Origin of the sequence: Paramicrobacterium fandaimingii (genome assembly GCF_011751745.2) — a bacterium.
Taxonomy (GTDB): Bacteria; Actinomycetota; Actinomycetes; order Actinomycetales; family Microbacteriaceae; genus Paramicrobacterium; species Paramicrobacterium fandaimingii.
In genome coordinates, this window is record NZ_CP061170.1 from 1,118,018 (window position 1) to 1,141,093 (window position 23,076).

At 59.9% G+C, this 23,076-nt stretch carries 21 protein-coding genes and 1 pseudogene; 13 read left to right on the forward strand and 9 right to left on the reverse strand.

Going from position 1 to position 23,076, the window contains the following annotated elements; all coding sequences use genetic code 11:
* Window positions 1–2: 2 nt before the first annotated feature.
* The 4 genes from HCR84_RS05395 to HCR84_RS05410 all read right to left on the reverse strand — a co-directional run bounded on the left by HCR84_RS05395 (window position 3) and on the right by HCR84_RS05410 (window position 5,702).
* The gene (locus HCR84_RS05395) at window positions 3–713 is read right to left on the reverse strand and encodes an IspD/TarI family cytidylyltransferase (protein WP_166983908.1); all 711 of its coding nucleotides are present in this window, start codon (window positions 711–713) and stop codon (window positions 3–5) included.
* 10 nt (window positions 714–723) lie between these two features.
* Window positions 724–1,473 carry an NAD-dependent epimerase/dehydratase family protein gene (locus HCR84_RS05400; RefSeq protein WP_166983907.1) on the reverse strand — a complete coding sequence of 250 codons (750 nt, stop codon included), beginning with the start codon at window positions 1,471–1,473 and terminating at the stop codon, window positions 724–726.
* 218 nt (window positions 1,474–1,691) lie between these two features.
* Window positions 1,692–3,599, reverse strand: coding sequence for a glycosyltransferase (locus HCR84_RS05405; protein ID WP_166983906.1), 1,908 nt, complete (start codon window positions 3,597–3,599; stop codon window positions 1,692–1,694).
* A 240-nt stretch (window positions 3,600–3,839) separates the two neighbouring features.
* A complete protein-coding gene (locus tag HCR84_RS05410) occupies window positions 3,840–5,702 on the reverse strand; it encodes a glycosyltransferase family 2 protein (RefSeq protein ID WP_166983905.1) in 1,863 nt (620 codons plus the stop codon).
* Window positions 5,703–6,060: 358 nt separating this feature from the next.
* Here HCR84_RS05410 and HCR84_RS05415 point away from each other — a divergent pair, with 358 nt between their 5' ends.
* Both HCR84_RS05415 and HCR84_RS05420 read left to right on the forward strand, forming a co-directional pair.
* The gene (locus HCR84_RS05415; RefSeq protein WP_244972570.1) at window positions 6,061–6,894 is read left to right on the forward strand and encodes an ABC transporter permease; all 834 of its coding nucleotides are present in this window, start codon (window positions 6,061–6,063) and stop codon (window positions 6,892–6,894) included.
* Window positions 6,895–6,898: 4 nt separating this feature from the next.
* The gene (locus HCR84_RS05420) at window positions 6,899–7,645 is read left to right on the forward strand and encodes an ABC transporter ATP-binding protein (protein WP_166983903.1); all 747 of its coding nucleotides are present in this window, start codon (window positions 6,899–6,901) and stop codon (window positions 7,643–7,645) included.
* 4 nt (window positions 7,646–7,649) lie between these two features.
* Here HCR84_RS05420 and HCR84_RS05425 read toward each other — a convergent pair whose 3' ends face one another.
* The 3 genes from HCR84_RS05425 to HCR84_RS05435 form a co-directional block, all read right to left on the reverse strand.
* Window positions 7,650–8,981: an O-antigen ligase family protein gene (locus HCR84_RS05425; protein WP_244972571.1), complete on the reverse strand. Its 1,332-nt coding sequence runs from the start codon at window positions 8,979–8,981 to the stop codon at window positions 7,650–7,652.
* A complete protein-coding gene (locus tag HCR84_RS05430; protein WP_166983902.1) occupies window positions 8,978–10,315 on the reverse strand; it encodes an O-antigen ligase family protein in 1,338 nt (445 codons plus the stop codon). The genes HCR84_RS05425 and HCR84_RS05430 overlap by 4 nt, the downstream gene beginning before the upstream one ends.
* A gap of 322 nt (window positions 10,316–10,637) precedes the next feature.
* A complete protein-coding gene (locus HCR84_RS05435; protein ID WP_166983901.1) occupies window positions 10,638–11,816 on the reverse strand; it encodes an acyl-CoA dehydrogenase family protein in 1,179 nt (392 codons plus the stop codon).
* A gap of 210 nt (window positions 11,817–12,026) precedes the next feature.
* Between HCR84_RS05435 and manA the strand changes: the two genes are divergently transcribed.
* The 8 genes and pseudogenes from manA (at window position 12,027) to HCR84_RS05475 (ending at window position 18,576) form a co-directional block, all read left to right on the forward strand.
* Entirely contained in the window at window positions 12,027–13,220 is a 1,194-nt protein-coding gene (gene manA / locus HCR84_RS05440; RefSeq protein ID WP_166983900.1) for a mannose-6-phosphate isomerase, class I, read from the forward strand.
* Between the two features lie 55 nt (window positions 13,221–13,275).
* A complete protein-coding gene (locus HCR84_RS05445) occupies window positions 13,276–13,479 on the forward strand; it encodes an antitoxin MazE family protein (RefSeq protein ID WP_166983899.1) in 204 nt (67 codons plus the stop codon).
* Entirely contained in the window at window positions 13,476–13,802 is a 327-nt protein-coding gene (locus HCR84_RS05450) for a type II toxin-antitoxin system PemK/MazF family toxin (RefSeq protein ID WP_166984147.1), read from the forward strand. The genes HCR84_RS05445 and HCR84_RS05450 overlap by 4 nt, the downstream gene beginning before the upstream one ends.
* Before the next feature lie 117 nt (window positions 13,803–13,919).
* Window positions 13,920–14,414, forward strand: a pseudogene (locus tag HCR84_RS05455) (ribonuclease H family protein); the annotation flags it as partial.
* Window positions 14,415–14,531: 117 nt separating this feature from the next.
* On the forward strand, window positions 14,532–15,368 hold the full coding sequence (locus HCR84_RS05460; RefSeq protein WP_166983898.1) for an aldo/keto reductase: 837 nt from the start codon (window positions 14,532–14,534) through the stop codon (window positions 15,366–15,368).
* 95 nt (window positions 15,369–15,463) lie between these two features.
* Window positions 15,464–16,255 (forward strand): DUF1684 domain-containing protein, encoded by a 792-nt coding sequence (locus tag HCR84_RS05465; protein WP_166983897.1) that lies wholly within the window; start codon window positions 15,464–15,466, stop codon window positions 16,253–16,255.
* A 90-nt stretch (window positions 16,256–16,345) separates the two neighbouring features.
* Window positions 16,346–16,942, forward strand: a complete 597-nt coding sequence (msuE, locus tag HCR84_RS05470) for an FMN reductase (RefSeq protein ID WP_166983896.1) — start codon at window positions 16,346–16,348, stop codon at window positions 16,940–16,942.
* 167 nt (window positions 16,943–17,109) lie between these two features.
* Window positions 17,110–18,576 carry an HNH endonuclease signature motif containing protein gene (locus HCR84_RS05475; RefSeq protein WP_195706694.1) on the forward strand — a complete coding sequence of 489 codons (1,467 nt, stop codon included), beginning with the start codon at window positions 17,110–17,112 and terminating at the stop codon, window positions 18,574–18,576.
* A 70-nt stretch (window positions 18,577–18,646) separates the two neighbouring features.
* Here HCR84_RS05475 and HCR84_RS05480 read toward each other — a convergent pair whose 3' ends face one another.
* A complete protein-coding gene (locus HCR84_RS05480) occupies window positions 18,647–19,276 on the reverse strand; it encodes a TetR/AcrR family transcriptional regulator (protein WP_166984346.1) in 630 nt (209 codons plus the stop codon).
* Window positions 19,277–19,295: 19 nt separating this feature from the next.
* On the reverse strand, window positions 19,296–20,252 hold the full coding sequence (locus tag HCR84_RS05485) for an alpha/beta fold hydrolase (protein ID WP_166984345.1): 957 nt from the start codon (window positions 20,250–20,252) through the stop codon (window positions 19,296–19,298).
* Window positions 20,253–20,298: 46 nt separating this feature from the next.
* Here HCR84_RS05485 and HCR84_RS05490 point away from each other — a divergent pair, with 46 nt between their 5' ends.
* From HCR84_RS05490 to HCR84_RS05500, 3 genes are read left to right on the forward strand one after another with little or no spacing between them, the layout of a single operon-like run.
* Window positions 20,299–20,844, forward strand: coding sequence for a hypothetical protein (locus HCR84_RS05490; protein WP_166984344.1), 546 nt, complete (start codon window positions 20,299–20,301; stop codon window positions 20,842–20,844).
* Window positions 20,841–21,560, forward strand: a complete 720-nt coding sequence (locus HCR84_RS05495) for a VC0807 family protein (RefSeq protein ID WP_218043618.1) — start codon at window positions 20,841–20,843, stop codon at window positions 21,558–21,560. Before HCR84_RS05490 ends, HCR84_RS05495 begins: the two co-directional genes overlap by 4 nt.
* Window positions 21,557–23,050 (forward strand): carboxylesterase/lipase family protein, encoded by a 1,494-nt coding sequence (locus HCR84_RS05500; RefSeq protein ID WP_166984343.1) that lies wholly within the window; start codon window positions 21,557–21,559, stop codon window positions 23,048–23,050. Before HCR84_RS05495 ends, HCR84_RS05500 begins: the two co-directional genes overlap by 4 nt.
* The last annotated feature ends 26 nt before the right edge of the window (window positions 23,051–23,076 follow it).

Genomic DNA, 23,076 nt, shown 5'->3' on the forward strand with positions numbered 1-23,076 from the left:
TATTAATATGGTGCGCGGCTGCTGGTGTTGGTGCGCTCAACGTCGATCAAACGTGCTAATTCAAGATCCTGCGGAGTGGTGATTTTGATGTTGTCGACGTTGCCGAAGATGATTTTCACTGATGTTCCGCAGTACTCTGCCACAAGGTCGGCGTCATCACTTACAAGGCTATACTTATCCGCGATCGCCTTCTCGTATGCGGTCTCAAGGAGTTCGCGTTTGAACGCCTGAGGCGTTTGTCCGAGCCAGCTGTGTGATCGTTCCAGAGAACCCGTGATGAACTCTTCGTCGTTGACTAGCTTGACCTGGACTGTGCTCGGCAGTCCGAGCATCGCGGCATCATTTTCGATTGCTGCGTCGAGCACCGAGGTAACGAGATCAGGAGTTGTAAATGGTCGAACCCCATCGTGTACAACGATGAAGTCTCCAGACGTTGCGTTGAGACCGTTCATGGCAGATAGGTGTCTTTCCTCAGCGCCGATCACGAGCCGGACATCAAGGCCTGCATCGTCGATCAGAATCCGACGGTAGATGTCGTGATTCTCTGCACTTACCGTGACAATAACTTCATCGATGAAATCGAGAAGAAAGCAACGGACAGTTTTCTCAAGCACTGTAAGGTTCCCAACGTCGACGAGCAGCTTATTGCTGCCGAATCGGATTCCTTTTCCTGCGCAGTTGACGATAGCCGAGACCTTGAAATTCTTCCTCATACTGCGCCTTTCATTTTGACTGTGATGTCACGAAGTCTGAAATCATAGAGAATTCGGCTGATCGCGACATGATGTATGGGCCATCCTCGCCCCAGAGGTCAGCGAATACAGTTCTCATATCCTTCGTGTACATTTTCGAGAATTCGGATTCCGGGCCTGGTGGGGTCTGCAGTGCGATGTCTACGCCAAAACATTCCTTGGCGACCGCTGCACTAGTCAACGGCGGCGGCGCAATATTCAATGCATCTATGTCATTGGAGCGCGCCAGAGATATGTCGCTCCACAGATTCCGAATATCGTAATATTGAAAACGTCCCTGCGGATTGATGAACTCAACGCGATAATTATTGGACAAGTCGTAGATGATTCCCTTTTTGAGCCCGTTGCCGAGCAGTTGAGGAAGACGAATCGAACGTGTCTTGAATGTGGAACTCAATCGTTGCTCCTGATGGAGCCGATTTTGCCCGTATGGAGTGAGGCCTTCCGGCGAGAGCGGCGTCTCCTCGTTGGGTGCCGTGTTTCCCGGATATACACAAACAGTCGACATCAGTACGAGCTCACCGATTGATGCCTTTTCGAGGTGGTCGGCCAATTGGTCGACTTCTTGCAGGTCGTCTTCCTGATTGTTGTTGATTCTGAAGGAGTCCGCGCGATTGCCGGCTGATACGACGAGGTCATAGCTCTTCCCGCGAATGTCGGAGATATTCTTCGAGTTGTAAAGATCGTCGAAATCAAACTGCGCGGCCACGTTGGAACCCACGAAACCCGTATAACCGATGAGGGCTGTTCGCATACCTTAATTCAGTCCGTTTCCTGTGTGAAGCTCGTATTTAAGGCTCAGAGAATTGAGCGCCAGTCTATCTGTCCAGAGTTCGGTACCCGCCGATCCGGCGCGGCTTCTTCAAAATGGTTAGACATATCTTATAAAGCCTTTGTACATTCGAGGTCACCGGGGAACTGTAGAGTACGCGGGCGTAATCATTTGCCAAACGTATTGTCCCAGGCTTCCACTGACGTTATTCGAGGAAGAGAATGTCTGTAGGCCTTGCTGAGCGGGACCCAGTCGCCTCTCAACTTGCGGTGGAGCGCGAGGCTTTCCGTGAGTAATTGACGGAAGGTGCTTCGATCACGCTGAAACCACGACTTTCCTGAGCCGTCCGCGGTAGATATGAGCGCGCTATCGTAGTGCGGCGTCCTGAACCACGTGGCATCTCGCTTCGCCAGTTCAACTTGCGGTCGCTTGCGATTCGCGGCCGCAGGATTCGTGAACCAGTGGCGCGCGGTCATCTTGGCTGTGAACAGCGCAAGGCTGAGCCCGCGTGGTCCCGGCGCGGAAGAGTGGGGGGGTGGAACGGGGAATACCTGTTTGCCTTGGTTCGTCGGCGGGGTCTCATCGTCGGTGCGAAGCACCTGCATCTCTGAAAACGATGACGCTGCATTGCGGAGCACAGAGAGCTGCGATGGCAACTGCTGATGCATGTGAGAGGGCCCACTCAGAATGTCGCGAAGTGCCATATGTCTCAGCGTTACTGCGTAGTACTGCATTGACAGCAGGTGCTTGAGGTCGAGCCTGAAGCTGTCAAGCAAAAGGTCGCCGCTCTTCGTGAATCGCGAGTGCAGAAGCCCCGCGACGATTCGATTGCGAGCGTGAAAATAGGCCTGCCAATCGATCGAGTCGTCTTTGTCGAGCCACGACACGTGCCACAGGGCGACTCCGGGGAGCGAGACGGTAGGGAACCCCTTGCTGCGTGCTCGAAGACTGTACTCGGAGTCGTCCCACTTGATGAATGCGGGGAGAGACAGCCCAACTTCTTGGATTACCATCTTGGGGATCAGGCAGAACCACCAGCCGTTGTAGTCGGCGTCCATGCGGGAGTGCATCCACCGCGACTGACGCAGGTTCGTGTTGCGGAAGTCGTGGGGGAAGAGCTCCTTATGCTGCGGCCGCCAGATAAAGGGCTTCTCGTCGACGATCTCCGCGAACGCATGCAGAACGGGTCGATTCAGGAGGTCGAACATATGGCCGCCGACGATGCTCGGGCGTTTGCTGTGACGGGCAAATGCGACAGCGCGGAGGATGCTTTCCGGCTCGATCTTCACGTCGTCGTCAAGAAGGATGAGAAAATCGCTGTCGTCGCGTTTCAGCGTCTCGGCCATCGATCGAGAGAACCCACCTGAGCCGCCGAGGTTGGGCTGTGTGATGATCTCGAGCTGTTCGCCAATCGCACTGGCCACGGCTGAGTAGCCATCTTCATCTGCCACTTTCTGTGTTCCCTGGTCGATGATGAAGATCTTGTCGATGACCTCGAGCACCTCAGGGCTCTGTGCAAGTGCATCGAGGGTATTCACGCAGTAGTCGGGCTTATTGAACGTTGTCGTTCCCAGCGACGCCTTGCCCGTGCTCTTCTGCTTGGCATCGGTGAGCCACGTTCCGCGCTCAAGCACGAGATTGTCCTTGTCGGCCTCAAGTTCGAACCAGTACCAACCGCCGTCGCCGAATGATTTGAGCGCGAGGTCGAACCTGCTCGTCGCAGAGCCGCTCACGCGCCGTGACTCCACGCGCTGCTGCGCGCCCTGGGAATTCGAACGGTAGACGAGAACGGTACCGGAACCCCTCGTTGCCAGTTCAAGCCGCACCCGCTTCACGTTCGTCCAGTGCTGCCAATACGACGCGGGGAATGCATTGAAGTAGCTCGCAAAGGAGACGCGTCGTCCTGCAGTCACCTGAGTGCTTGTGCGAGAGAGCACGTTGTCAATGTGGGCGAGATTGCTCACCTTGACGTTCTGGCCGTCGATCGTCGTCCAGGTCTCCGGGTCCGCGTAGAGGGGGAGGACATCGGGGTCGCGGTCAAGCGGGAATACAACGTTCTGCAGTGCTGTCCACATGCGCGGCGTGTGACTCCTGTTCTTTTGGGCAATCGGCAGGAAAGCCACTTCGAGCCTAGCTTCCATGTTTCATGAAAGGCTGGCAGGACTCTGCACTCGGCAACATATTAGATAGCTATTCCAAACTCTCAATTGCGGATGCAGGCAACTGCATTATTGAACGTTCTGCTCGTCGCTATGAACCCTTGTGGTGACCGCCGTGGGTACGTACCATCGCGTCCAGGACATTCAGTGCAATGATCAACGGACGACCACGTCAGTTATCTTGGGCGCACCATCCACGAAAATGATTACATGGCGCCCTCTCGGGCTGAGCACTGATCTGAACTGAATTGTCGGGCTCTGCTCGGACGCTGGAAGAGTGCGCCATCTGGCACCTGAAATTAACCGCAATACGCGTCGCATGAAAATATGATCTCTTGCTAAACGAGCTATTTTTGCGGTCGCGAAGTTACTGCGAGCAGCACCAACAAGTACACGATCGACAACACCTGACCGCGCAAAGGAAATCGTTAGGTACCATTTCCCCGCTTGTTTCCGGGCGTTCGCTTCAGTAGCCAACGACTTTAGGTAAGCGCGTAGTGCACGCGGTCTCGTATCTAAAGCGGCACGCTGTTTCTTGACCTCTAATACTGCGGGCGAATTCGAACTTGATATAGCTCGCGTCTTAAGGGAGGTCCTGGCCTGCCGCTGTTGCCGTTGCTCAAAGAGAGAAGTGTAAGCGTTGATGTTCCACAGCGCCTCATCAAGTTTGTGCCCGACTGCCGCCGAATGAACATTGAAGTTGGATCTTGTTCGGACGACGATCTCATTGCCGGCCTGACCTATTCCTGTTTCGACTGTTTGGGCTTCGGTCGGAAGGCACCAGGTCACAAACGATTTGTCATTGCGTATGCCAACCCTCACGTCTAACGCGTTGACATCCGCGGTCACATCGATTAGCTCGGTCGGGAGCGCCGAACGCAAGTGATCAGGGAGGTCGCGAATTAGCCGGTCAGCCTGTGGAATCACCCTGGGGCCGTTACCCTCGTTATCACGCCAACTGGTCTCAACCTCGATTTCGAGTTCGCCAGCGGTACTGAGATTGGACGCGACGAGTCGGTTCTGACCAATCAGCGTCCTATCCCATTCTGACAATCGCTCAAGAGCATCGAGGTTGCCTTCTCGAAACAAGAACATCTTGGCTCGAAGCGGCATTGGTAATCGAGCATCGAGCTCCTCTGGAAGATGGTCCCTGACCAGATCCCTGATATGGGAGAGGTCGTGTTCGACGCGCTCGCGGGACTTCTTGTTCCAACCGGGTTTGAAATACCCTGCTATGCGAAGTCGGTGCTGATAGAGGCGCATTACCGCGAGTTTTTCGGCTTGGTCCGGAGCACTGAGCATATATTCGGCGTGTTTCAGAACGCTACGTATCGCGCCCCAAAACTCATCGGAGCTTTTGCGAAATGAAGACGTTCCAGTTTCTTCACCATTTCTCACCCAATGATAAAAAGGGGTGTCGGCCATTACCGCAATTTTTGGGTTGTGACCGAAACAAGAGATGTTGAAGAGATTATCCTCGTAGAGGACGCGACGTCCCTCTTTGAACCGGATACCGTTTTCAACCAGGAACTCGCGTCGATACAGCTTGTGTGGGTTCATTGGAGCGAGAGGATGTGGCGAGCTCTGATCCGACGCGTCCTCTTTATTTGCCCCGTAAAGATCCATGGCCCATGACGCAATCTTCGAGTTCGATTCTTTGGCGTTGAGCACGTCTGCTTGGACAGCACTGGCGTATTCATAGGCGCGCCTCATGCCATCCGGGTAAAGCTCGTCATCGTGATCGACAAAGACGACATATTCGCCGAGAGCATTTTGGATGCCAACGTTTCTTGGTCTCGACGGCCAGCCAGAATTCGTGATCTCTACGATGCGCGTGTTCGGCCGGGAGCTGAATGTCTCGTTAAGATGCTGAACTGTAGCGTCAGTCGAACCGTCGTCGACGAAAATGACCTCGTAGTCATGCATCGGCATTGATTGAACCGACAGCCATTCGGCGATGTGAGCGACGCGGGTGCCGGTGTTATACGTCGGGATTATAAGCGAGACCTTTAGGCGCAATAGGTATTACCTTTCACATGGCACTGACATTTGATCGCCGAGAAAACCGTCCAGAATTACCTCGCCCACTTCGTGATTCAGCGCAACTTCAGATTCCCGAATATCCAACAGTGTAGGCACTCGGATCGAGCGACGTCTATGTACCTGGGCTTGCCGTATGCCCCGAAGGGAGAGGTGCTGGCATCCGTATAGAAATACTGGATTCGCTGGCAGGACTCTGCAACAGGCATGATTTCAGGAAGACAGCGCTATGATTCCAGTTGGCCCTAGAGCTTAACCCGAGAGCACGACGACATTGGCAAATGCATTGACAAACGCTGACTTGAGCGATTTCAGGACCCCAGGACGGGGTCATGGAGTGCTTGACATCTTCACGCGACGCTACCTCTTGAAGGTGCTTGTCAAAAAGGATGTCACCACACGGTATCGAAACTCTGTTTTCGGCTGGCTGTGGTCCTATGCCAAGCCCGCAGCGCAGTTCCTCGTCTATTACCTTGTGATGGGGCACATCCTCGGGCTCTCCCGCGGCATCGACAACTTCCCTGTGTACTTGTTTTCTGGCATTGTCGTCGTCAACCTCTTCAACGAATCGTTCAGCAATGCGACAACATCGATTGTCAGCAACAAGGCGCTCGTCAAGAAGATTTACCTTCCCCGCGAACTATTCCCCGTCGCCACGGTGATCGTCGCGTTCGTACACTTTCTGCCACAGGTAGCGATTCTCCTCGTCGTTGCGCTTCTGACGGGATGGGTACCTTCGCTCATGGGAATTGGTGCGGCATTACTCGGAATGCTGCTGATCCTGATGTTCTCGACCGGGCTCGGACTCTTCTTCGGGGCCCTCAACGTCGCATTCCGCGACGCGCAGAACTTCGTCGAGATCATCCGCACGTTCGCAACGTGGACCGCCCCGGTGCTGTACTCCTGGACAATGCTTGCCGACAAGGCTCCTGCGTGGCTTCTCCACATATATATGTGCAATCCACTGACTGTCGCCGTTGAATTCTTCCACCAAGCATTCTGGTTCTCCACTTCAACAGGTGCGCTAGCGAATCCACCTGAAGATGCACTCTTTCCGCCGCCGCTCCTACCGCTTTACGCGGTTGTCGCGTTCGTCATTGCCATCTGCACCATTGTCGTCGGCCAGCTCGTCTTCCGACGTTTCGAACGCAACTTCGCACAGGACCTGTAAGCGCATGAGTACACTCACAACACGCCCCAGCATCATCGTTGAGAACGTGCGTAAGACGTTTCTTATTAGGCACAGCCATTCGATGAAAGAAGCCGTGATCGGCAAGATTCGCGGGCGCAAAGTAGGGTCAAGCCCGTTCCAAGCGCTCGACGAAGTCTCGTTCACCATCGACGAAGGTGAGTCTGTCGCGATCCTCGGGCACAACGGCTCGGGAAAATCAACGATGCTCAAGCTCATCTCTGGAGTGCTCGAGCCCAACGCGGGGCGTGTGCTCGTCCGCGGGCGTCTGGCGGGGCTCATCGAAGTGGGGGCCGGATTCCACCCCGAGCTTTCGGGCCGCGAGAACGTCTACCTCAACGCGGCAATTCTCGGAATGACGGAGAAAGAGACAGACGAGCGCTTCGATGACATCGTTGATTTCTCCGGCATCCGTGAGTTCATCGATCAAGAAGTCAAGCACTACTCATCCGGAATGTTCATGAGACTTGCGTTCTCTGTCGCCATTCACACGGAGCTCGATGTGCTGCTCGTTGATGAGATTCTCTCTGTGGGCGATGCGCCGTTCCGTGAGAAATGCAATAAGAAGATCCAAGAGCTAATCGACGCAGGAAAGACAATGGTCGTAGTCAGCCATGACACCGGAACGGTGAAAAGACTCTGCAAACGTGGAATCGTTCTCCGCAAGGGAAAGATGATCTTCGATGGACCCGTCGACGAAGCCCTCGAGGTTCACAAGGCAAAGAACAAGTAGCCGATCAGGCCATGCGATCCGGGTGGTTTAGCGGCATCGCCGGCCCGGCCGGGCGCCTGTCGATCTTCTGTCTCCAGCTCTGCGACTGCGACGCCTTCGCGGCGCAGACCACCAATAGGAACCACCCAGCTCCGGTGAGAATGTGGCTCTCTGCCGTTGACCCGGCCAGGAGAGTGACGAGCACAAGCGCCGGCCAGGTATAGATGAGGCTGCGGCGGTTCGACGCCAGGTTCCACGAGCGTAAAAACGCGAACATGCACAGCATTAGGAACAGGAAGATGCCGACGAGCCCGACCTGCAGGTAGACGTCGAGATACGCGTTGAGGGCCGAGCCGTGCACGCGATCGACTTGAATGTTGATCAGCACGTACGGGAACGTATCGTTGCGCCACGCGCCGATCCAGCCCCAGCCCTCGAGGAAGTTGTCTTTGACGATGTCCCACGTCGCGCGCCAGAGGTGGTACCGAACGCCGAATTCGCTGCCGGCGTCGAGCAGGCGGATGATGAGGTTGCGGGCAAGGTAGACGACCACGATGCCGAGAAGCGACACGGTGAGCAGGAACGCTTGGATGACGGTGCGGCGCTCAGGAGTGGATTTGCGCAGCCAGTACAGGGCAAGCGTTGCGACGAGCACCACAAGGATCAGGAGCTGGTTGACGGGTGACTGCGACAGCAGCAGACACAGCAGCGCGAGGGCGATCGACCCGTAGGCGATGGGGCGGTCGACGGAATGCGTGCGCCACTCGATCATGAATGTGATGAGCGCGATGACCGTCATGAGACCGAGCATGTTTCGGGTGACGAAGATACCCTGAATCGGCCCGCCGAGAGCGATGTTTCCCTCAATGCTCAAGAACGGGATCGGCACGTCGAAGAAGATTCCGCTGAGCATCTCGAGAATGAGCGAGGTGGCGAGCAGCGCGCGGAGCACGCCGCCAACGGCTCGCACGATCTGGATCATGTCGCGTGACAGAGCGATGGTCAATGCGACGATCGCCACAACAACCTGATAGCCGAGGCCGATGAACCCGTTGACGGTGTAGTCGCTCCAGAACGAGCTGAGCGCGCACCAGGCCATGAACGCGAAGATCGACAGCGGCCACCAGCCGCGCCACTCGATGTAGTGTCGCCGGCCGATGAGAACGACGCCCGCGAGCAGAACGAGGGTGCACAGCGCGCCAACGACGCCTGGCCAGCCGAGAAGGTTGCGAATGAGGGGGATCGCGAAGACGGTTCCGACGGCGCACACGGTGAATGCCTGAGCGAACGGTGCGGAACTCACGACCTCGTCGAGCCGGTGAGGGGCACGTCCGCTGCTTCCGCCCTGGCTCGTCACCGTGGCTCGTCTTCGACGATGGTTCGCTCTTGCTTCGTCTTGAGCGCAAGCAGCACGATGAGCACCCAACCCGATTCGATGAGAATGCGGCTCTCGGCGAGGCTCTGCACAAGCAAGACGACGGTGAACAGCAGCGGGAGCAGCGACAGCGCTGAGTACGGGCGATCGGTGCGCAGGTCGAATCGCGGACGGTCGATGGCGGCGAACCACGATCTCCACAGCAGCGACACGACGAGAGCGGCGAAGAGAACGACTCCCAGCACGCCGAGCTGAAGCCAGACGTCGAGCCAGGCATTGTGCGCGTGAAGCTGCACGACGTGGTGGCGGACGAGAGGATCGTCAAGGGGAAGCTGCCCCGGGATCCACGGGCTTGAGTACCCCCAGCCGAACCATGGCCGCTCGGACGCACGGTCGATGACGCGTGCCCAGAACTCAGTGCGACCCGTCAGGTCTTCGCTCTTGCCCATAATCGCGAGCAGCTGGTCGGTGAAGAAAAAGACACAGGCAACGATTGCCGCGACGATGACAGCGGCGGATGCGTAGAGCGTCGTGCGCCCTCGCGCGCTCACTCGTCGTGCGATGACGACGGCAAGAAGCGCCACCGCGGCGATGAGGGCCGCAACGATGATGGTGCTCGACCGTGTCAGGGCGAACGTGGCGATGGACAGGGCCATCCAGAGCCAACCCCAGCGGCCGCGGACGGCCCCGATGGAAAGCTGGATTCCGACGACGATGACCGCGAACAGAGCGCAGATGGCCAGCAGGTTTGAGTTGCCGAGGATGCCCTGAATCTTGCCGCCCTCGAAGAGCAGGTTGCGTGACCAGTAGGCGAGCAGGGGAGGCTCTTCTCCGACATAGACGCCGCCCGAGAGCGGTAGCACCATGTCGCGAACGATGAGCGAGACCCACAGTTCAAAGGCGAGCGAGAGCCCGATGATCCATTTGAGCGCGTTCGCCAGCCGGGTGAGCACCTGCTGCCAGGTGAAGAGGAGAGCCAGATAGACACCGGCAACCGTGCACATGACCGTGCCGAGGAATGTGAGGAGGGTAGCGCCCTGATAGTTCGACCACGCAACGGACGCGAGGGCGAGGACAAGGTACCCGATGAGCGTCTTCGGGAGTTCGCGGCGCGAGACTTTCGGGCGCGCTATCGCGATAATGCTCAGAGCTGCCACGGTGTAGACGCTGACGATTGCGACGTACGCGGGCCATCCGACCAGATTGCGGATACCCTCGCCTCCGAACGCGACGACGAGACCGAAGGTGCCGAGAGCCGCGAACACTCGCTGTCGAGTGGACAGTGCCGCGGGCGGGGCGACGACGGGCGAGCTCATTCTTACAATCTATCGCGTTAGCGTCAGGTAACTCCTGCGCGTCACACGAACACTCTGATTCCGCCGCCATCATCAGCATTCCTCGACATCGCGATGGCAACTGGTGGACATTTGAGATTCCCGCGCTGACATCAATGGAAAAAGAAGGTCGTCGCATCGTTGCCATGGGGCAAGCCCGAACGGCCGCGATCGCGTAGGCGAGCACGAGCGATACCTGCGGTGTGGTTATCTTCCTACAATGCGCATTGTGAGAAAATGCCGCCATTCAGGAGCTTCAGCGTGCCCGTCGGGCCGCTGAACGTTGGCCAGAGAACAGTTACAGCTACACAAAGGCGTTGTGGCCCGTGATCGAGCGCCCGACGATGAGGGAGTTCATCTCGTGCGTCCCCTCGTATGAATACAGCGCCTCGGCGTCGGCGAAGAAGCGTGCTGCCTCGTAGTCGAGCACAATGCCGTTGCCGCCCATGGATTCGCGTGCCCACGCGACGGTCTCGCGCATGCGGGCGGTGCAGAAGCCTTTCGCGAGGGCCGAGTGCTCATCGCGCTGCGTGCCTTCGTCGAGCATCTGCGACACCCGCACGCACAGGGCGATGGACGCGGTGATGTTGCCGAGGCAGCGGGCCAGATGGTCTTGAATGAGCTGGTGCTGCGCAATGGGCTTGCCGAACTGCTCACGCTCCTTGGCATATGCGACCGCAGCGTCGTAGGCGCCGATGGACACCCCAATGGATGACCAGGCGACCTGGGCGCGAGTGAGCCGCAGCACGCGTGCCGTGTCTCGGAACGAGGTGGCGTTCTTCAGATGAAGGCTGTCGGGAACGCGGACGTTCTCGAGCGTGATGTCGGCGTTCTCGACAGAGCGGAGGCTGATCTTGCGCTCGATCTTGGTAGCCGTGTAGCCGGGCGTTGATGTGGGCACGATGAAGCCCTTCACCTGCCCGTCTGCCTCGTCTTTTGCCCAGATGATGGTGATGTCGCTGAACGTCGCGTTTCCGATCCAGCGCTTTGAGCCGTTGATGACCCACTCGTCGCCCTCGCGCCTCGCCGTCGTGCGCAGGCCCTTGGCGCTGTCGCTTCCCGAGAGGGGCTCCGTGAGCCCGAAGGCTCCGATGACCTCGCCCGACGCCAGCTTCGGCAGCCACTCGGCGCGCTGCTCAGCGGAACCCGTTGCGCCGATCGATCCCATGGCGAGCCCCTCCTGCACGCCGATGAACGTCGCCATCGAGGCATCCACTCGAGACATCTCGAGGGCGGCGAAGCCGCGGAACACGGCGGAGTTCTCGAATGGCGTGGTCTCGGGGAAGGCATAGCGGGCGACGTCGGTCGCCATGAAGCCGGGGAGGAGGTGGCTCGGAAACTCTGCCTTCTCCCAGTACTCGTTGATCACGGGGCGAACATCGCTCTCCATGTAGTCGCGAATGCGCTGGAGCGCCTCGCGCTCTGCGTCGCTCAGCAGGCTCGAGAAGCCGTAGAAATCGGCGGAGAGTTGTTCGAACGTCATTGGCTGTCTCCTACGTGAAGTGTCGTTCCGTGCAGCAGGCATCGCTGCGTCGGTGTTCGCGAGCTTATTGCGTGGCATCGCGAGCGCGAGAAACGGTTGGTAGGTTGATGCAAGTGCTCCGTGCCGGATTCCGGCGTGATTGTGGGGACACAACAATCCCTGGCGCTGCCGAATGCGTTCGCGCGCCTGCGTCGACTGTGAGGTGCAGAATTGTTCGTTGCCATTGAGAACACCCCGCGTCCGTATGCGTGGGGTTCCACGACCGCGATCGCTGAGCTGCAAGGGCGCACGCCATCGGGGGAGCCAGAAGCCGAGCTGTGGCTCGGCGCGCACCCCGGGTCGCCCTCTCGAATCTTCGCGGGATCAGGCGTTGGGTATGCCGATCTTGCCGAGTGGATCGCACACGAGCCGGACTCCGCCGGCCTGTCTGGTGGACGCCTGCCATTTCTGCTGAAGCTGCTTGCCGCTGAGACACCGCTGTCGCTGCAGGCGCATCCGTCGCCCGAGCAGGCCGAAGCGGGGTTTGACCGCGAGAACGCCGCCGAGATTCCTGTCGATGCCCCGCACCGCAATTACAAGGATGCCTTCCACAAGCCGGAGCTCGTCGTGGCTCTGAGCGAGACGTATGACGCGCTGTGCGGCTTTCGGCCCGTTGCGGATGCCGCGGCAGACATCGATGCGTTGATCGCGGTTGCTGACGACAACGGCCATGGTCTGGCTGCCGCGGAGCTGCGCGGGCTGCGTGAGCGTCTCGATGGTGATGACGCCGAGGTGCTGCAGTCGGTGATTCAGTACCTTCTCGGCTCGGACGTGTCGGCATTGGTGTCGGCCGTCACCGACGTGGCGGCATCCGCTCCTCTCACTCCCGCCGTCGACACGGTGCGGCTTCTCGCGGAGCACTACGCCGGAGACCCCGGAATCGTCGTCTCGCTGTTCGTCAACCGTGTGACGCTCAAGCGCGGCGAAGCCCTCTCTCTGCCGTCGGGGAACATTCACGCATACCTTCATGGCTTCGGCGTTGAGCTGATGGCGGCGAGCGACAACGTGCTGCGCGGGGGACTGACGCCCAAGCATGTCGACGTGCCCGAGCTGCTGACCGTGCTGAACTTCACGCCGGTTCCCGTGCCGTATCTCGAGCCGAAGCGTGTGAGTGACGGCGTTGATCTGTTCGCCCCCGATGTTCCCGATTTCGAGCTGTACCGCATGAGCGTTCACGACAACGACGCGACGGTGGATCTGCAGAAGGCGGCGATCGCCGTGGTGACGCGCGGCGAGGTCGACCTCACGGGAGCGCAGGGGGCCGCCACGCTGAGGGCGGGCCAAGCCCTGTACATCACGCCGGACGAGACTGCATTGTCTGTGTCTGGTGACGGCGAGGTCTTTGTCGCGACATCGCGACTGTAGCGCTACGTGGTGACCCGACTCTCGACGTACCGTGTGTTACATGTAACAATTGAATATGGGCGTGAGAGATCGAGTTGGAGCGCATAGGGAACGGATGAAGGCGCAAGGATTCCGTCTGATTCAGATGTGGGTTCCAGATGTGAGATCTGAAGAATTCGCAGTGGAGGCGCGACGGCAATCGCAGTCAGTGGCTGAAGCCGAACGCCATTCAGACGATCAAGAGTTCATTGAAGCAATCTCCGTGGAATGGGACGAATGAACCGAGGCGAGATCTGGTCTGTCGCTGGCGGTGTCTACGCGACCAAACCTCGTCCGGCAGTGATATTGCAAGACGATAGGTTCGCCGACACAGAATCGGTGACTGTCTGTCCCCTGACGAGCATGAGCGTCGATGCCCCTTTGCTTCGCTTGCGTATCGAGTCGAGTAGCAGAAGCGGTCTCGATACGGCGAGTTGGGTCATGATCGACAAGATAACTACAGTTCGTCGCACGAACGTCGCTCGAAGAATCGGGCGGCTCTCTGCTGCCGAACTCGTGGAGTTCGAACGACTACTTGCGGTGTTTCTCGGTCTTGCAGACTAGCAACCAAGAAACCGGAACGGATTCTTTACGCTGGGTCCATACACCGTGAAATTAGGTTCAATGCGCAGTGCATGTGGACGGGCAAGCGTGATGCCGCGCTCGTGACAGGATGGAAACATGACGATCACGGCTGCCGCTGACGGCTCAGCGCTCGGCAACCCCGGCCCGGCCGGCTGGGCTTGGTACATCGACGATTCATCGTGGGCAGCAGGCGGATGGCCGCACGGTACGAACAATATGGGCGAGCTCATGGCCGTGCTCGATCTGTTCCGCTCCACAGCGCACGTTGCCGACGAGCACCTGCACATTCTGTGCGACAGCCAGTACGCCATCAACTGCATCTCGAAATGGATGCCGGGATGGAAGCGCAAGGGCTGGCGCAAAGCTGATGGAAAGCCGGTGATGAACATCGATCTGCTCACCGAACTCGACGCGGCGATCGCCGGGCGCGACTACTCATTCGAGTGGGTGAAAGGCCACGCAGGGCACGACATGAACGAAGCAGCAGATGTGCGCGCACGCGCCGCAGCAACCGCCTACCAAAACGGCAGCGCGGTGCCGTCAGGGCCTGGTTTCGACGGGCAGGGAAGCGTTTCGGAGACTGTCGAAGCACTCGAGCCGAACGAGCCGGATTTGTTCAGCGGACTCGAGGGATTCGACCTCGGGCGGTGATCGTTCGCCCTGCGCGGAACCCGTCGCGACGGCATCCGATTGTGGTTAGCTAAAACCATGGCTAACTCGTATGTCCCTTCCATTCAGTTGAACGATGGTCACTACATTCCGCAGCTCGGCTTCGGCGTCTTTCGCGTTGACCCAGAGCAGACGGAACGTATCGTCACCGACGCGCTCGAGGCCGGGTACCGGCACATCGACACGGCGGCCATCTACGGCAACGAAGAAGGTGTCGGCCGGGCGATCGCCGCCAGCGGCATTCCGCGCGACGAGCTCTACGTCACGACAAAGCTCTGGAACGACGCGCAGGGAACGCAGTCGGCGTTTGACGCCATCGACGCGAGCCTCGAGAAGCTTGGCCTCGACTTCGTCGACCTCTACCTGATCCACTGGCCTGCACCGCAGCGTGACCTGTACGCCGAGACGTGGCGGGCGATGGAGCGCATCAAGGCTGATGGCAAGACACGCTCAATCGGAGTATCGAACTTTCTGCAGCCGCACCTCGAGCGCATTCTTGCCGAGAGCAACACGGTTCCGGCTGTCGATCAGATTGAGTTACACCCGGCACTGCAGTCGCGCGAGCTCACCGAATACGCGCGATCGCAGGGAATCCACATTGAGGCGTGGGGACCACTCGGGCAGGGCAAGTACCCGCTGTTCGACGAGCAGTCTGTGGTGTCGGCCGCCGAGGCTCATGGCAAGACGCCAGCGCAAGCCGTGATTCGCTGGCACATTCAGAACGGCACAATCGTGTTTCCGAAATCGAACAACGCCGACCGCATTGCCGAGAACTTCGATGTTCTCGATTTCACGCTGTCGGATGACGAGATGGCGGGGATCACGGCCCTTGAGCGCGGCCAGCGCGGTGGGTCGCACCCCGACGAGCTCAACTGACACGTCATGCACGCGTCGCCCGGCTGACATAGGCTGGGCGATGTGCATGAGCGCGCACCCCACGCAATCGCGCCTGGCAAGATTCGAGGAGAAGCATGACTGATACCAACGATTTCGCCGTAGCCTGGGCGGACTGGCACGAATCTCGCGTTCGTGCCACGTCATCTCCACTCGGGCTCGCATCGCTGGTAGCGACCCACTGGCTGACCGCCGAGCCGCTCGAGTACGAGGGCGTTCCCGGTACCTGGCAGGCGTCGGGTGAGACGATCGTCGGTACAGCACCGGCGCTGCACGGCAAGACGATTCTGCAGGACGGGCGGCCCGTCGGAACCGTCGAAGGTGCGTCGATCGCGTTGGAGACCGGGCAGGACATCGAGTGGGGCGACAAGCGCATTCGGTATTTCGAACGCGATGCGGCACTGGCGCTGCGCTTGATTGACCCCGACGCGACGACGCGCACAAGCATCCGCGATCTCTCTGCCTTCGAACCCGACGAATCGTGGGTGCTCGCCGGGCAGTTCACCGACGCCGGCGACGGGGCAACGCAGAGCGTCGAGGCCATTGACGGACACGTGTCAACCGACGCGCTCGCGGGCCGGGTCGACGTGACGCTGCCCGGTGGCGAGCACGCAACGCTGACCGTGACGACGGACCCGCGCGGCCTGCGTGCCGTGATCAGCGACGGCACGAGCGGTGACGAGAGCTATCGCTTTCGCTTTCTGCCGATCACCGCGCCTGATGCGAAAGGCGGCGTGACGATCGACTTCAACCGCGCCTACCTTCCGCCGTGCGCGTTCGCCGATCACTACGTGTGCCCGCTTCCGCCCGCTGAGAACCGGCTGACCACGGCGATTCGCGCCGGTGAGAAGGCTGTCGTTCGCGACTGATCGGGTGACAGGCTGATGCCGCCCGGCATCCGTTACGACTTATGTCGACGCGGGATTTCGCCGCGGCGCTCGCGAGCGTAGCGTCTGTGTATGCCTGAACTAGATGTAACGCCTCTGAAGGTGGTCGCCGTCTCGGGGAGCCTTCACGAGCCCTCGAAGACAACGGCCCTGATCCGCGCAATCGTCGATGAGGTTGCGATGCGCGAGACGGTTGAGGTTGAGGTCATTGAGCTCATCGAGATCGGATCGGGCTTTGCCGGTGCGCTCACGAGGGACCAGGTGTCGCCGAAGGCAGAAGCGGCGCTGCGGTCAATTGAGACGGCAGACCTTCTGATCGTGGGCAGCCCGGTTTACCGTGGATCGTTCACCGGTCTGTTCAAGCACCTCTTCGACTTCGTCGGGCAGTACGAGCTGATTGACATACCGGTGCTGCTCGCTGCCACGGGCGGGGGAGAGAAGCACGCTCTGATTCTTGAGCACCAGTTTCGCCCGCTGTTCGGCTTCTTTCAGGCACTCACCCTGCCGATCGGCGTCTACGCGTCGAACACCGACTTCGCCGGGTACGAGCTGGCGAGCGAGTCTGTGCGTACACGTGTAGAGCTGGCTGTGCGTCGTGGTCTGCCATTCGTGCGTCAGCGCGGCATCCCCTCGGAGATTCCCGCGTCCACGTACGTCGGCACCTGGTAGCGCCGCGGGGGGCATTGCTCATCGACCGGGGATCCAGCGCCGCGCGGGGATCATGTCACCCTCGACACATTCTCCACAGGCAGCGGGGAAAAGATGTTCGATAATGAGTTATCCACAGATGGCAGGTTATTCGAATTGATGTCTGTGCATGGTGGCAAAATTGGTGCATGGATGATTACAGAGAACCTCCGGATGAACCCGACGAGTGGGTGCCGTCGGAGGACCATGAGAGATCCCATCAGCCGCCACCGACACCGCCAGCGACGCCGCCAGCGGACTCCCCGAAGTCTCGAGAAGGCGACGTTGGCGACGATGCTGTCGTTGATGCTTTGCGTTTTCGTTTGGACGGTGTTGTTGATGATTCGCAGTTGATTGCGGCGGCGGAGGCGTCCCGGTTGCGTGGCATGTATGCGATGCTGCAGGATGCCCTTGAGCACCCGGGGGTGTTCATTCCGAACGCTCACGGGCTCACGCGTGCCGATCTGACGGGTGAGTCGCAGGGGTGGGTGCGTTCCTCCCTCGCTCAGGAGGTCGGTGCCGCTCTCGGTATCACGAAGAGTCAGGCTGCCGGACTGATCAACGATGCTGAGACGCTCTGCGAGACGCTCTCGGCAACACTCGACGCGTTAGATGCCGGCGAGGTCACTCGGCAGCATGCTGATGCGATGATTCGCCAGTCTGTCGGATTGAGCGCGGACGAGGTCGCGGCGTTTGAGGCGAAAGCGTTGCCGAAAGCCATCCAGCAGTCACCGACGCAGTTCTCCCGCGCTGTAGTGAAGATCCGGGAGGGGTTGTTTCCCGACTCGATCAGTGAACGGCGCACCGAGGCGGTCACGAAGCGTCGTGTGGAGTGTTACGGCACCCAGGACGGCATGGGGGTACTCAGTGTGAGTGCTCCGATCGAGGTGGTGCAGAGCTTACGCAATGCTGCCCGTCTGACAGCGCGGGCGTTGAAGGCTGCCGGGGATGACCGCACGGTGGCGCAGATCGAGACCGACGCCATCATCGATGCACTCATGATCGGGTTCACCACCGAACCCGGTGACAAGCCCGGTGTCGGCGCATCCGGTGTCGGCGCTGACCGGCTCGGCAGCATCCGACCCACCGTGTATGTCACCGTCCCCGTCATGACTCTCCTTGGACACTCCGACGAGCCCGCGCATTTGGACGGATACGGGCCCATCGCCCCCGACATGGCACGCGAGTTGGCGGCGCAGGCACCGAGTTTCACCCGGCTGCTGACACACCCCGAGACCGGGGCTGTGCTCTCCATCGGCCGGCACAGCTACGCTGTCCCGGCAGATCTGAAACGGGCCGTGCAGTTACGAGATGAAACCTGCATCGGCATCGGCTGCGACAGATCAGCCACCACCTGTGACCTCGACCACCGGAAAGAATGGCAGCGCGGCGGCGAAACCAGCCTCAGCAATCTCCAAGCAGCATGCGAACAACACCACATGATCCGACACCACACCCAATGGGACGTTACCGTCACCGACGACAATCACATCGAATGGGTCTCACCCCTCGGGAAGACCTACCGGGTGCCCCGCACCTCCAACGTGCAATTCGCTCAGGCAAACGCGGCGAACAACGACGAGCGAATGGAGCTTCCCGACACCCCACCATTCTGAAGCGGCGGTTTCGGCGAAAGCCCGAGTAGCCGCTCGATGGCTGGTCGTGCGCTCGACGCGTCACGGGCGGCTATCGGTCACGCGTGAGTGCGCGTTCAAAGATGTCAGCGAGCTCGTCAGCATCCGCTCTCGCATCGTAGGTTGGCGTCGCACGGAGTTGCATCAGCAGACCATCGAGAGCGCTTCGAATTGTGCGAGCCATGATCCGGGTGGAGAAGTCGCGAAATTCGCCCGCCGATTTACCTCTTTCGAGAAGCACGCCGAGGGCAGAGAGCTCCTGCTCATTCGCACGCTGCTGCTCGGTGTGTCGCCTCGAACCGTCATCACCGCGAGGATGGCTGACGATCTCGTGCAACGCGGCCATCTGGGCAGGAAAATCGCGATAGAACTCCGCACTTCCGACGATGAACATTCGAATTGCCTGCATCGTGGTGGGTTGCGCTTCCATTCGAGGTTGAAGCTGCTCTGTCGCAATGCGGTACACCTCGGCGACAACGGCATCGAGCAGGTCGTCGCGATTGGCGAAGTGATAGGAAATCGCCCCTCGAGTGACCTCGGCTCGCTTGGCAATGCGTGACAGCGATGCCTGCGCATAGCCGTCTTCTGCGAGGACCGCTATGGCGCACTCGATGAGCTGCGCACGACGGGTGCGTTGGATGAACGTCAGTCGCGTTTGCGTGTGTTCGGTGTTCTCTGTCATGTCGTGAGGGAAACTATCATCATCTGTTCGGTCGGGAATTATCAGCGGGGCGTCGATCGTGTTCTTCGGCGTGAGTCCAGAAGTCGTCAAGTGCCTGCGCCAGTTGCACGGGCACCTGCATGGGGAGCGAGTGCGTTGTTGCGCTCCACACGGTGACCTCGCTGTTCGGCAATGCTGTGCGCACACGCTGTGCCGTTCTCGGGCCTCCAGCCAAGGAGTGCCGTTCAGCAAGGCCGACAGAGACAGGCATGGTCAACCGCGCGAGCTGGTCTGCCGACAACGGGCGCGGCACGGGCAGGGCTGCACGAAACTCCTTGACGCCGAGCGAGACCAAACGGCCGAGAGCCCCGGCATCCTCGTCATCGCTTCCTCCCACGCGGGCAAGCGCGGTAGCTCGCCACGTCTGAGGCAGAACGGGCAGCGAAAAGAGTGTCGTCCAGAGCATCATTCGCAGTGGCGGGAATGCCACAGTAAGCACGGGCTCGAGAAGTGTGAGCGACTTCACGATCTCGGAATGAGTATGTGCAAAGGCCGACGCAGTCGAACCGCCGAACGAATGACCGACAATGTGCGCGCCGCCTGGCGCGAGGTGCGCTTGCACTTCCTGAAGCCACGTCGCGTGGTCACGAGTACTGCGAAATGGTATCCGCTGCCGTGACATACCGGCGTCACCGAGCATGTCGATCGCAATGACGCGGCGATTCTTGATCAGTTCAGGTACATTCTCACACCACATCGGCGTCGCAGCAGCACGCCCGGGAAGCAGAATGACCGGTGAATGGGCGGATCCGTTGAGGGCGGCCCAGGAGTATGCGCGAACGGTTCCGAATGTTGTCGGGATGTTGTGCGTGGACGACGGTGCGGGCAACACGCTGAATGCGTCATCGTAGGCCTCGGCGTATGCGCGCCTGGCCGTGATCGAGCGGAATCGTCCGACGCGAGAGTGCGAGCGTTTCCTTCGAATATTTAGCGCCATGGATAAAAAACTATCACCCCTGCTGAATTTTTGCTAACCTGCCCGAATGACGAATTACACACCCACAGAATCGTCTGCGACCGGCGAGGCCGGGCAGACGGCGCGTCGCCCACGCTGGGGCGAGATTCCGCTCCCGCTGAAGTGGCTGATCCCCGCTGTCGGAGTGGGCATCTTTCTCTTGGTCGCGCTGCCGGTCGCCATGCTGATCGGCAGGGATGGCTTTCTTCTCGACAGCGTCATCGCGAACGATCCCACACTTGATCCGCGTTATCTGGAGTTTGCGCTGAACGCGTCGATCATCTACGCCGTGGTGCTTCATGCGATCGACGTCGTGCTCTCGATCTGGTTCGTGATCAAGATCATGCAGGGTCGTCAGTGGGCGCGCGTCGCACTCACGGCTTACCTTGTGATCGCGACGTTTGGAAGCCTGTACTCGGCTGCCGCGGGGAGCGCCTATCTCTGGGCGGTGATCCCCGGTGACAGCATCCACGTGATTATGCTCGTGCTGCTCTGGGCCCCTCGGTCGGTGCGGGACTTTTTCGCTCGGTACACGGCGCGTGGCATGCCCAAAACGATTCAGGATTCACCATGACGCGGGTTGAGAATGACGGCATCATGAGCGAAGGCAATCCTGCACGCAGGCCTCTCTCGGGCATGGGCGGCCAGATTGGCATGATCATCACTGATCTGGTTGTGCCCGTTGCCGGGTTCTATATTCTTCGGGGCTTCGGAATCGACGCCGTGCTCGCTCTGATTCTTGCCGGGCTGCCGACCGTCGTCGCGATTGGCATCCGTTCGATAAAACAGCGAAAGGTTGGTGCGCTCGGCATCTTCGTGCTCGCTATTCTCGCCGGTAGCGTGCTGCTCTCGTTCGTCACGGGGAGCCCGCGCTTTCTGCTCGCACGTGAGGGCTGGTTTACGGGTGCGATCGGAGTGGGCTTTCTTGTGAGCCTGCGCTTTCGGCGGCCCGTGGCATTTACCTTTGCGCGCACCATGATCGAGTCGACACCGATGGCGGCGCGGCTGTTTCCGCATCTCTGGGATGACCTGTGGGAGAGTGACCCGCAGTTTCGTCGCACCTGGCGGGTTGTCACGGCACTGTGGGGCGTCGGCATGATCGCTGATGCGATCGTGCGCGTGATCTTTGCCTATGCACTGCCCGTCGACACGGTCCCACTGGTCACCGGAATTCTGTGGGCCGTGACCTTCGTCGTGCTCCAGGTTGCACAGCATCACTACTTCATTCGCGTCGGGCTGTGGCAGCGCGTCGCGGAGTACGAGACACAGGAACGAAAGGACTCTGAATGACAGACGCACCGCTCACCGTCGCACTCGACACGGGACGGATCATGGGAAGGCGTACCCACTCGGCACGCGTCTTCGAGGGTGTTCGCTACGCAGACCCGCCCATTGGCGACAACCGCTGGACGCTGCCGAGACCTGCGACACCGTGGTCGGGCACCGCTGACGCAACCAAGCCGGGGGCTCTGTGCCCTCAACCGGGACAGTCGCCCGAGCTGACAGACGAGGACTGCCTGTTCGTGAACGTCACGACGCCGCTGGCGGAACCGCGCGAACCATTGCCCGTGATGGTGTGGCTGCATGGCGGCGGATTCACGACGGGAGGCGGGCACCCGTATGACGCGCAGCGGCTGGCAGAGCAGGGCGATGTCATCGTCGTCACCGTCAACTATCGGCTCGGGGTTTTCGGGTACTTCGGATACGAGGGGCTGCCCGGGTCGGGAAATTTCGGCCTCGCCGACCAGATCGAAGCGCTGAGCTGGGTACAGCGCAACGCAGCGGCATTCGGGGGCGACCCGGGCAACGTCACGGTCTTTGGGCAGTCCGCCGGAGCAATGAGCCTCGGTGCTCTGCTCGCAAGCCCCGACGCGGAGGGCCTCTTTCACCGGGCGATTCTGCAATCGGGTTCGCCGATGCTTCACTGGCAGCGCGGCGTCATGTTTCCACGGTCGCCTGAGCACACGCCGTATCTGTCAGCGTCTCGGGTCGCTGAGACGGGTGCACAGCTCGCCCGGAAGTTTAACATCGGGAAAGAGGATGCTCTCGAGAAGCTGCGGGCGATAGAGGCGAACACGCTTGTAGAGCACACGGGTGACTTCGCCAACCATGTGGCGTGGGGAACTTCGCTGCTTCCACAGCATCCGGCCGACGCTGTTCGTGAGGGCCGTGTGCACCCCGTGCCGATGATCTCGGGCAACACGCGTGACGAGATGAGATCGTTCATTGCCGGTGCGCACTCGGTGAACCCGATCACACGGGAGAAGCTGCCTGAGCTGATGGTGAACTCGTTTGACGACAGAGCCTCGTTGGTGGCCGAGCAGTATGCGCCCGTTGGGAATGACGTTGCCGTGATGACGTGGTCAACGATCACCACGGACGCCTCGTTTGCGTTCGCGGCTCACCGCGAGCACGAGCTGCTGTCGGATCGCGTTGCGGTTTTTGCCTACGAGTTCGCCGATCGCACGGCTCCAAACGTGAATGGCGTCGAGGAGGTGCCCGGGCTGCCGATGGGTGCCACGCACGCCTCGGATCTGCCGTATTTCTTCGACCTTTATGGGCACGACATGCTCACGCCCGAGCAGAGGGAGCTTTCTGACGTGATGATCGACTACTGGACGTCATTCGCCCATAACGGCGTTCCCACAGCTGAACGCGGCCCAGCGTGGCAGCCGTTCGGCGACGAGCAGAACGTGCTGGGCTTTGACGAGCGAGGAGTGGAGCCCATTGATTTTCGACGCCGCCACAACGTCGACTTCTGGGCCGGTATGCGGGCGTAGTGTCGCGCCGGAATGCGGGCGTAGTG

Bases quoted from the DNA above. Each gene is read 5' to 3' on its own strand.
- HCR84_RS05465 (WP_166983897.1), top strand. From the start codon at position 15,464: ATGACTGATACCAACGATTTCGCCGTAGCCTGGGCGGACTGGCACGAA.
- HCR84_RS05500 (WP_166984343.1), top strand. From the start codon at position 21,557: ATGACAGACGCACCGCTCACCGTCGCACTCGACACGGGACGGATCATG.
- HCR84_RS05420 (WP_166983903.1), top strand. From the start codon at position 6,899: ATGAGTACACTCACAACACGCCCCAGCATCATCGTTGAGAACGTGCGT.
- HCR84_RS05405 (WP_166983906.1), bottom strand. From the start codon at position 3,599: ATGTGGACAGCACTGCAGAACGTTGTATTCCCGCTTGACCGCGACCCC.
- HCR84_RS05435 (WP_166983901.1), bottom strand. From the start codon at position 11,816: ATGACGTTCGAACAACTCTCCGCCGATTTCTACGGCTTCTCGAGCCTG.
- HCR84_RS05395 (WP_166983908.1), bottom strand. From the start codon at position 713: ATGAGGAAGAATTTCAAGGTCTCGGCTATCGTCAACTGCGCAGGAAAA.
- HCR84_RS05450 (WP_166984147.1), top strand. From the start codon at position 13,476: ATGAACCGAGGCGAGATCTGGTCTGTCGCTGGCGGTGTCTACGCGACC.
- HCR84_RS05460 (WP_166983898.1), top strand. From the start codon at position 14,532: ATGGCTAACTCGTATGTCCCTTCCATTCAGTTGAACGATGGTCACTAC.
- msuE (WP_166983896.1), top strand. From the start codon at position 16,346: ATGCCTGAACTAGATGTAACGCCTCTGAAGGTGGTCGCCGTCTCGGGG.
- HCR84_RS05485 (WP_166984345.1), bottom strand. From the start codon at position 20,252: ATGGCGCTAAATATTCGAAGGAAACGCTCGCACTCTCGCGTCGGACGA.
- HCR84_RS05445 (WP_166983899.1), top strand. From the start codon at position 13,276: ATGGGCGTGAGAGATCGAGTTGGAGCGCATAGGGAACGGATGAAGGCG.
- HCR84_RS05490 (WP_166984344.1), top strand. From the start codon at position 20,299: ATGACGAATTACACACCCACAGAATCGTCTGCGACCGGCGAGGCCGGG.
- HCR84_RS05430 (WP_166983902.1), bottom strand. From the start codon at position 10,315: ATGAGCTCGCCCGTCGTCGCCCCGCCCGCGGCACTGTCCACTCGACAG.
- HCR84_RS05480 (WP_166984346.1), bottom strand. From the start codon at position 19,276: ATGACAGAGAACACCGAACACACGCAAACGCGACTGACGTTCATCCAA.
- HCR84_RS05495 (WP_218043618.1), top strand. From the start codon at position 20,841: ATGACGCGGGTTGAGAATGACGGCATCATGAGCGAAGGCAATCCTGCA.
- HCR84_RS05475 (WP_195706694.1), top strand. From the start codon at position 17,110: ATGGATGATTACAGAGAACCTCCGGATGAACCCGACGAGTGGGTGCCG.